The sequence below is a fragment of the Psychrobacter piscatorii genome, from assembly GCF_904846415.1.
In the GTDB taxonomy this organism is placed as follows: domain Bacteria; phylum Pseudomonadota; class Gammaproteobacteria; order Pseudomonadales; family Moraxellaceae; genus Psychrobacter; species Psychrobacter piscatorii.
The window spans coordinates 44,972-53,389 of record NZ_CAJHAR010000026.1; the positions used below are offsets into that span (position 1 = coordinate 44,972).

Genomic DNA, 8,418 nt, shown 5'->3' on the forward strand with positions numbered 1-8,418 from the left:
TGGTGCGCCACTTACTTGATCTTGCAGACAGCCATTTATAAATACTACTCTATACGATACCGTCGGCTTTTAGCTTGGCGATCATCTCGCTATCATAACCCAAATCTGCAAGTGTGCTATCAGTATGTTCGCTTAAACGCGGCGGCGGTGTACGGTAGCTGACAGGGGATGCGGAGAGTTTAATGGGATTGCCAAGGGCGCGGACGGGGCTGCCTTGTGCCGCAAAATTGACGATCATTTCACGGGCTTGTGCTTGCGGCATGGCTAAGGCTTCAGCGACATTATGAATCGCACCGCAAGGTACGCCCACCTGATCCAAAATCTCTAACCAGTAAGCACGAGGCTGCTTGGCAAATATTTTAGTCAATTCAGCACACAGAAATTCGCGATTGGCAACGCGGTTAGGATTGGTCGCAAAGCGCTCATCAGTGTGCCAATTGACTGATAATACCCCACACAGTTTGGCAAACTGATGGTCATTGCCGCAGGCTAAAATAAAGTGCGCCTCCCTTTCAGCAGCAAACACTTGATAAGGCACGATGTTAGGATGCTGATTGCCCAGTCTTGGTGGAATCTTATCTGAAGCCAAATGATTCATGCCGACATTGGCGAGCATAGACAGTGCACTGTCGAGCAATGCGACATCCACGTGTTGACCGACGCCAGTATGTTGACGTGCCAATAGCGCCGCTTGGATGCCAATGGTCAGTTGTAAGCCCGCGAATAAATCAACCACTGCGACACCAACTTTGTGCGGTTCGCCATCACTAGGGCCCGTAATACTCATCAGCCCCGACAACCCTTGGATAATATAATCATAACCGGGACGCTTGGCATCTGGCCCTGTCTGCCCAAACCCTGTCAATGACGCATAAATTAAGCGCGGATTGTCTTGCTTTAGGCTGTCGTAATCCAAGCCGTATTTTTTAAGACCGCCGACTTTGAAGTTTTCGACCAAAATATCACTATCAGCAATGAGCTGCTTAATAATGGTCTGCCCTGCTGGCGTGGTGATGTCTACCGTGAGCGATTTTTTGTTGCGATTGATGGTAGCGTAATAAGCTGAGGTGTCATCGCTAAATGTTGGCGGTGCCCAATGGCGCGTTTCATCACCGATATGAGGGCGCTCAACTTTGATGACGTCTGCGCCCAGATCAGCGAGCACTTGCGTACAAGAAGGACCTGCCAACACTCTTGATAAATCGAGCACCTTGATACCCTGCAATGCGCCCTCTGGCATACTATCCATGTCCGTCATATCTGTCATGAGATTCCCTTACTCTTTGGCGTATTCTTCGATTTTCTGATTAGAAAATTGCTATTCATCATCTAGTTTTTCGTGTTTTTCAATGACACACTGATAAATAAATGGTGAATAACAACTGAAAAACGTACGCTACTGTCAATGCTCTTTTTCAAAAAGCCAAGCAGCAACGTACGTCATAAAATACAGTTGTACAAAAAAACTTTTTAAAAGAATGCTTGGATACCCGTCTGCGCACGGCCTAAGATCAGCGCATGAATATCATGCGTACCCTCGTAAGTATTGACGGCTTCTAGGTTTAGCACATGACGGATGATGTGGAACTCGTCAGAGATACCATTACCACCATGCATATCGCGGGCGATACGAGCGATATCGAGCGCTTTACCACAGTTATTACGCTTAATGAGTGAAATCATCTCTGGTGCAGCGTTGTCTTCATCCATCAAACGACCGACACGTAACGCGGCTTGTAGACCTAAGGTGATTTCGGTTTGCATATTGGCAAGCTTTAACTGTACCAACTGCGTGGCGGCTAATGGACGACCAAACTGCTTACGATCTAGCGTGTACTGGCGGGCCGCTTTCCAGCAGAATTCTGCTGCGCCCATACTGCCCCAAGCGATACCATAGCGCGCTTTATTCAAGCAACCAAATGGCCCTTTTAGACCACGAATATCGGGGAAAGCATTGGCTTCAGGGACGAACACTTTGTCCATGACGATCTCACCGGTGACCGATGCACGTAGTGAAAACTTACCTTCAATCTTCGGTGCAGATAGCCCTTTCATACCTTTGTCTAATACAAAGCCGCGAATATCACCCGCATCATCTTTTGCCCACACCACAAACACATCAGCGATAGGACTGTTGGTAATCCACATTTTATTACCCGTCAGCTCGTAACCACCATCGACTGCGCGCGCACGCGTTGACATCGATGCAGGATCAGAACCCGAATCTGGCTCAGTCAGACCGAAGCAGCCGACGTACTCACCTGTAGCCAGCTTTGGCAGATACTTTTCTCTTTGTTCTTCTGTGCCATACGCCCAGATCGGATGCATCACTAAGCTTGACTGCACGCTCATCGCTGAACGGTAGCCCGAATCGACCGCCTCTACTTCCTTGGCAATCAGACCATAAGCAACGCTGGACAAACCAGCACAGCCATAACCTTCAATTGTGACGCCAAGCAGACCCATCTCACCCATTTGACGCATGATATTACGGTCAAAATTCTCATTGCGGTTGGCCTGAACGATACCGGGCATGAGCTCTTTTTGAAAAAACTGACGGGCGCTGTCGGTGACCATACGTTCTTCTTCAGTGAGCTGGTCGCGTAATAAAAAAGGATCTTCCCAATCAAAGCGCGGGCTAGTAGATGTTGCCATTTGGATCTCCTTGATATCAGTCATCCTGACTGACGAGTAGTGAGGAATAAATCATTTGGTTTAACAAGTCATTGACTTTATTATTCCGCTGTGCGAAACTTAGTTTCATAATATAAAACTATTTAAGCAAACTTTCGCCGCCCTGTAAACCTTTATTGAAAAATAGGCATCAAAAGAGATAATCATTAAGGGAAATGGAAATAAAATGACAACATCTACATCAACAGCTACCTCACTACTCGAACGAATGGATCATCTGATTGGTCAAAGCAAGGAAGAGAACGACCGACAGTTTGTGACGGCATTAGGTCGTGGATTGATCATACTGGCTGCCTTTGAACATCATGAGCGCCTTACCCATCAGCAGTTGTGTCAGATGACCAAACTGCCAAAAGCGACCATTACTCGCCTGATTCATACCTTGACCACGCTTGGTTTTTTACGTGTCACTGAGCACGGACAGTATCAATTGGGTAGTAGTGCGGTACGTTTAAGCGCGACCGCATGGAGTCGTCATGACATGGTCGCAGCAGCTGAACCATTATTACGTCAGTTCGCTAGCGAAAATGAGGTATCGGTAAATCTAGCGACCGAAGTTGAAGGAGAGATGCGCTATCACGCTTGCTGTCGTAGTCCTGCACGCCTATCGGTCAACTTGCAAGTTGGCTCAGCGGTGCCGGTGGCACGTACTGCTATTGGGCGGGCTTTTTATGCAGTAAGCTCGCAAGCGAGACAGGCAATGATTATTAGCAATTTGAAAGAGAATTTATCTGTTGAGGAACTCAACCATGCACAAACTGCCCTAGCCAGCGCAGCAGAGCATTATGAGAGATACGGCTATACCGTCTCTGATGGGGAGTTTTCTACTGATATCTTAGCGGTCGCGATTGGGGTATATGATGTCGCAACAGGACAATACGCGTATTCGCTTAATGCTAGTGTGCCAAGTGCCAACTGGGAAGCGGACGACTATGCGGCAATCATAGTGCCAAAATTGCAGGCGTTGGCGGAGCGGATTGGGAGTGGAATTTAAAACAGTGACATGATGAAGATATAAGCCTTTTAGCCAGTCATAATGCTTTTCTACTGATATAAACTAAAGAGCTGGTTAATTGGCTGGCTCTTTAGCGTCCAACACCCACACCGCATCGTGTCCAACAAAATATGTATGATGATCTGCCACTTCTAGGATAATAATATAGACGTGATTCCCTTATTTTTTTATGGGACTGGTTGATAATATTGGTGTTATGCACCCATAGTCCTGCTCGACCAATGAAGTAGGTATGGTTGTCTGCCACCTCAAAGTTGTAGACGGTTGTCGTATAAGGAATAGGCTCGCCTTGATTGTCTTTTAAAAGATTCGTTAGCAGTAGTTTACCTTTCTTATCTTTGATACCAATATCGAGATAACCGTGTTGTTGGTAATAGCTGACGTCTTTAACATAGCCTGTACCCTTATATTCTGCTTCGCTATAGTCGAGCATGTGCGATTCGGCATCTTGCACATAATCATCGTAGTAATCTTCATGATAGTGCTCTTGATACCAGTAATAATTTGGATTGAATTCTAGATTATCATTAGCGACTTGATAGGTAGGTTGTACACGCTCAACGGTATACATCACCCCATCGGCATTCACAACAATTTCATACTGCTGTAGTTCATCCACACGTTTAAAGTGAGGCTGATCATAGAACTCAATATCTTCTTGCGGGTTTTCCATGGCACCAACGACCCAAACAGGGTGATTGGGCGTCGCTAGAAAATGACTAATGGGACTAGCTGACTTGTATGTTTGATAATCAACCATCTCTCGATCTTTATTAAACTTCTCAAGATTTTTCTCTAAACGCACGATCCACATCTCTTTGTTTTCATGCACAGAGGTCTTAACCACAGGCTTATACTCTATATCACCACTACCATCTTCAGGCTTGGAGAGTACCCTATCGCCCACTTTAATATCCTGAATCGGTACTAAACCTTTATCCGTATGAACGAGCGTGCCTGCCACAAATCCTGTGTTATTCATATCCTCTCCTTTTTAATATTATCGTTTTAACCCATCAAACCTCAGTCCAAACTTTAGCAGATACTTACGCAGTCGGTCGCTGTCGTTATTGCTTTTTAGCTGATTTCTAGAGTTGGCATACAGATAGCGCCCTGCTGGCGCTTGGTTTCTATGATTAATACAAACCTCAATCACATATGCGAGCTGCACTGCGTCAAAGGGGTCGAGCGCGTCTTTGTCGTCGCTTGATAGATGACGGCTCAGCACCGTGTCCGCGTGCGCTTGCTGCTCGGTTAGGCTGGGCGCATACGTCTTGTCCGCTTGACGCTGCGCGCTATTAGGTAATGCCCATAGATGCTTAAGGCGGGTGATTTCTGCTTTAATATCGGGCATACGAATCACTTTGCCTTCGCACAATGTCGTTAAGCGCGTCATGCTGGCGCTTAAATCGCGAAAGTTGCCCTGCCATGTCGCCGCGTGACTCATGGCAAAGGCTTCAAAGTACGCCCGCGCCTCAGGCTCAAAACGGTACTGGTACTGCTGCTCACTGCCGAGACGCGCCAGCTCGTAATCAATATTGGCGGGCAAGTCCTCGATACGATCTTTTAACGACGGTAAAAAAAACGTCCACGTGTTCAGGCGCGCAAACAGGTCGGCACGAAACTCCCCATTCGCGACCGCTTGGCGCAAATCCTTATTCGTCCCCGCCATCAGCTGAAATGACACATCAATCGGGGTGTCGCTACCAAGCGGATAAAAGCGCTGTGCCTCAAGCGCGGTCAAGAGCATCGCCTGCTCGTCCAGCCCCAGCTCACCAATCTCATCTAAGAACAACAAACCACCGTCCGCTGATTTCAGCAGACCCTCACGGCTCGATGCCGCGCCCGTAAACGCGCCTTTGACATGACCGAATAGCACGCTCATTGCGGTATCACCGCGCAAGGTGGCGCAGTTGACCTCGACAAACGCGCCGAGTACCTGTTTGTTTTTGGCTTTGTTTTTCTTGAGCGCATAGATTTGCGTCGCCAGTTGCGACTTGCCTGCCCCTGTCGCGCCCATCAGCAAAATCGGCGCGTTGGAGCGCGTGGCGACCTTTTCAATATCGGCTATCAGCTTTTGATACGCGGCGTTTTGGGTAACGAGATTGGCTTGCAGGGTTTGCCAGTGCTGGGCTTTTTCTGCCTCAAAACGTGCGCGTAAACTGTCATAACGCGACACGTCCAAATCAATGATTTGGTAGCGCCCTTGTGGGTCGTATTGGTCGGGCTTAGGACACGGCGAGGTCTGAATCAAATCGGCAGGCAAAAACCCCGCCTCAACCAGCAAAAACCAGCATATCTGCGCGACATGCGTGCCCGTGGTCAGATGCAGCAAATATTCCGTGTCCTCACGAAAGGCAAAGCCTGTGACAAAGTCATACAGCTCGGCATAGACATCGGCAAAGTCCCACGGACTCGCCAGCGTCACCTGATGACCAATGACTTTGGTATCGGCACTGACCTTTGCCACATCATCAACGATGACGTTAAACAATCGCTTATCGCGCTTGCTATAGAGGATATGCAGCTCATCGACCAGCAGGTCATCATGCAGGCACAGGCTGACGCTCGGACGCCAGCGCTGCCAACGCTTGTCATTAAAGCCATTGTCCAAGGTCGTTCCGAGAAAGCCGATGACGGCGGTTTTATTCATCACTCATTTCTTCACTGTCACGTTTTATTGACATTATTTTAAACAAATAATTTTTACCTTTAGAAGTGATCTCCCAATAGCTAGTGGCTCCGATACCAGTAGAATCAATATAGCCTAGTGATAAAAATTGAACTTTTATTCTCTCAAAGTCAGTAAAATCTACTTGTGCCAATTTGAAGTCTTCATATTTTCTTGAAGCTGCATATTCGCTTAAAGCATTAAAAATGACACTTTCGTTCTGTCTTGTCAGAATTTTTGGGCCAATACATTTGAATAAATTATTCCAAGTTACTTCTTGTTGCCACGACTTTGTCTCTATCTGCCCTTTATCTGCTACATCACATCTCAAAAATATTAAAAATTTATCATCACCTTGTGCTAAATCTCGTATTTCACTTTTATTTTTCTCTAGTTCCTGAATCTTTTTTTCAAGCTCATTATTCTCTTGTCTAAGATCATTCAACTGCTTTAATAATTCAGTGTTGTCAGCCGCTTGGTTCCCTCTCACCCATCCCACAGCAGGATAAGTTTTTATTGTCTTAGGAAGGCTAAGCGCAACTAAGCCCGATAATTCTTTTGCATCATCCCAAAACTTCACCAAACGTCCTGTAGTTACCTTATTCCTAAATTTTTCTAACTTATCTTGAGCTTCAGGATTCATCTCTACCTTCTCAACTGATAGCTTTTCAGGACTACCATGAACTAACGCTATGACCTTTACTCCTTGACTGATAGCATAGTCGTACTCCATTTCCGTATAACTGATACCCTCATCGGCTACACTCCCATATCGACCACCCACAATGAGTAAGTAGTAATCACTGTCATCTATGACCTTTTTGATGAATTCAAACTGCTCTTCATCAAGCGCAGGGAAAAGCTCCATTCCAGCGGGAATACAGTCCATTTCCATGAGTGTCTGAATGACATTGCTTCGCTCATCTTTTAAATCTGCAAATGTAGAACTCACAAACACCTGATATCTTTTATCCATCCGTACCACTTCCTTATAAAATAGACCTCTTGCAAAAGTAGCAAAGGGAATTAAAATAAGAAGACACTCATAACTTTTTAGGAACCATGCCAAACATAGATAAGCTACTCAAACAAAGTGACGCTGGTTTTAAACGCTATACAGGCATTCATAAAGCCACCTTTTATGACATGCTTGAGGCCATGCAAAAGCATGAAGCATCTAAGACCAAATCAGGCAGACCAAGTGTGCTCAGTCTTAAAGCACAAATACTATTAGCCCTGACTTATTGGCGTGAATACCGCACGCTTTATCATATCAGTATGGACTTTGGTATTCATGAGTCTTCTGCTAGCCGTATCATTCGTAAAGTAGAAGACATCCTGATTGACTCTGGCAAGTTTGAATTGCCTAAAAAGCTGCCTAGTCGTGTCGATGAGGATACCAATTGGTCAGTCGTCATTGTCGATGCCACCGAAACCCCTATTGAGCGTCCAAAAAAAACCAAAGCGACTACTATAGCGGTAAGAAAAAACAACACACCTTAAAAGCGCAGGTTATCGTTCATTGGCAAACAGGGTTGATACTTGATGTACAAACCTGCAAAGGGTCAATCCACGATTTTAAGCTGTATAAAGATACTTGTCCTGATTGGTTACCTGAGAATACTAACTATCTAGCAGACAGTGGTTATCAGGGTATAGCAAATCTACATAAGCAAACCTTCACACCATTTAAGAAACCTCGTGGTGGTCAGTTATTGGAGATATGCAAACAGGCCAATCACTATCTGGCAAAGTTCCGTATTGTGGTTGAGCACAAAATAGGCTTAATCAAGTTGTTTAAAATCGTGGCTCATAAATATCGCAACCGTCGTCAGCGCTATGATCTTAGAATGAAGCTGTTTGCTGGTATCATTAATTCCGAGCTTAGACTATGACTTTTGCAAGAGGTCTACTGCTTACGATAAAACTCAGGCAATCTTTATCCATCATATACTAACTGTTAATTTATGTAAGTATTTTTACTGTAAATAACGATAGATAGATATGTAACGTATCACCAGCGGTGTTTGCCCCAGTT

The 8,418-nt window shown here is 45.6% G+C and carries 7 protein-coding genes and 1 pseudogene; 3 read left to right on the forward strand and 5 right to left on the reverse strand.

Annotated features, from left to right (window positions below):
• Positions 1-49: 49 nt before the first annotated feature.
• The gene (locus JMX83_RS11415) at positions 50-1,258 is read right to left on the reverse strand and encodes a CaiB/BaiF CoA transferase family protein (protein ID WP_201601860.1); all 1,209 of its coding nucleotides are present in this window, start codon (positions 1,256-1,258) and stop codon (positions 50-52) included.
• A 212-nt stretch (positions 1,259-1,470) separates the two neighbouring features.
• On the reverse strand, positions 1,471-2,655 hold the full coding sequence (locus JMX83_RS11420) for an acyl-CoA dehydrogenase (RefSeq protein WP_201601848.1): 1,185 nt from the start codon (positions 2,653-2,655) through the stop codon (positions 1,471-1,473).
• A 205-nt stretch (positions 2,656-2,860) separates the two neighbouring features.
• Between JMX83_RS11420 and JMX83_RS11425 the strand changes: the two genes are divergently transcribed.
• Positions 2,861-3,688, forward strand: coding sequence for an IclR family transcriptional regulator (locus tag JMX83_RS11425; RefSeq protein ID WP_201601850.1), 828 nt, complete (start codon positions 2,861-2,863; stop codon positions 3,686-3,688).
• A gap of 91 nt (positions 3,689-3,779) precedes the next feature.
• On the opposite strand, the gene JMX83_RS15255 is transcribed toward JMX83_RS11425, so the two are convergent.
• The 3 genes from JMX83_RS15255 to JMX83_RS11440 are packed head-to-tail and all read right to left on the reverse strand — an operon-like array spanning position 3,780 to position 7,356.
• The gene (locus JMX83_RS15255) at positions 3,780-4,691 is read right to left on the reverse strand and encodes a polymorphic toxin-type HINT domain-containing protein (RefSeq protein WP_227675833.1); all 912 of its coding nucleotides are present in this window, start codon (positions 4,689-4,691) and stop codon (positions 3,780-3,782) included.
• A gap of 18 nt (positions 4,692-4,709) precedes the next feature.
• Positions 4,710-6,362, reverse strand: coding sequence for an RNA repair transcriptional activator RtcR (gene rtcR / locus JMX83_RS11435; RefSeq protein WP_201601852.1), 1,653 nt, complete (start codon positions 6,360-6,362; stop codon positions 4,710-4,712).
• A complete protein-coding gene (locus JMX83_RS11440) occupies positions 6,355-7,356 on the reverse strand; it encodes a DUF4062 domain-containing protein (protein WP_201601854.1) in 1,002 nt (333 codons plus the stop codon). The genes rtcR and JMX83_RS11440 overlap by 8 nt, the downstream gene beginning before the upstream one ends.
• A gap of 86 nt (positions 7,357-7,442) precedes the next feature.
• Between JMX83_RS11440 and JMX83_RS11445 the strand changes: the two genes are divergently transcribed.
• On the forward strand, positions 7,443-7,883 hold the full coding sequence (locus JMX83_RS11445; RefSeq protein WP_201601856.1) for a transposase family protein: 441 nt from the start codon (positions 7,443-7,445) through the stop codon (positions 7,881-7,883).
• An 8-nt stretch (positions 7,884-7,891) separates the two neighbouring features.
• Positions 7,892-8,275: pseudogene (locus tag JMX83_RS11450) on the forward strand (transposase family protein); the annotation flags it as partial.
• Positions 8,276-8,418: the final 143 nt, after the last annotated feature.

What these genes read in the sequence shown, in the direction of transcription:
- JMX83_RS11445 (WP_201601856.1), top strand. Translation starts at nt 7,443, where the DNA reads ATGCCAAACATAGATAAGCTACTCAAACAAAGTGACGCTGGTTTTAAA.
- JMX83_RS11415 (WP_201601860.1), bottom strand. Translation starts at nt 1,258, where the DNA reads ATGACGGACATGGATAGTATGCCAGAGGGCGCATTGCAGGGTATCAAG.
- JMX83_RS15255 (WP_227675833.1), bottom strand. Translation starts at nt 4,691, where the DNA reads ATGAATAACACAGGATTTGTGGCAGGCACGCTCGTTCATACGGATAAA.
- JMX83_RS11440 (WP_201601854.1), bottom strand. Translation starts at nt 7,356, where the DNA reads ATGGATAAAAGATATCAGGTGTTTGTGAGTTCTACATTTGCAGATTTA.
- JMX83_RS11420 (WP_201601848.1), bottom strand. Translation starts at nt 2,655, where the DNA reads ATGGCAACATCTACTAGCCCGCGCTTTGATTGGGAAGATCCTTTTTTA.
- rtcR (WP_201601852.1), bottom strand. Translation starts at nt 6,362, where the DNA reads ATGAATAAAACCGCCGTCATCGGCTTTCTCGGAACGACCTTGGACAAT.
- JMX83_RS11425 (WP_201601850.1), top strand. Translation starts at nt 2,861, where the DNA reads ATGACAACATCTACATCAACAGCTACCTCACTACTCGAACGAATGGAT.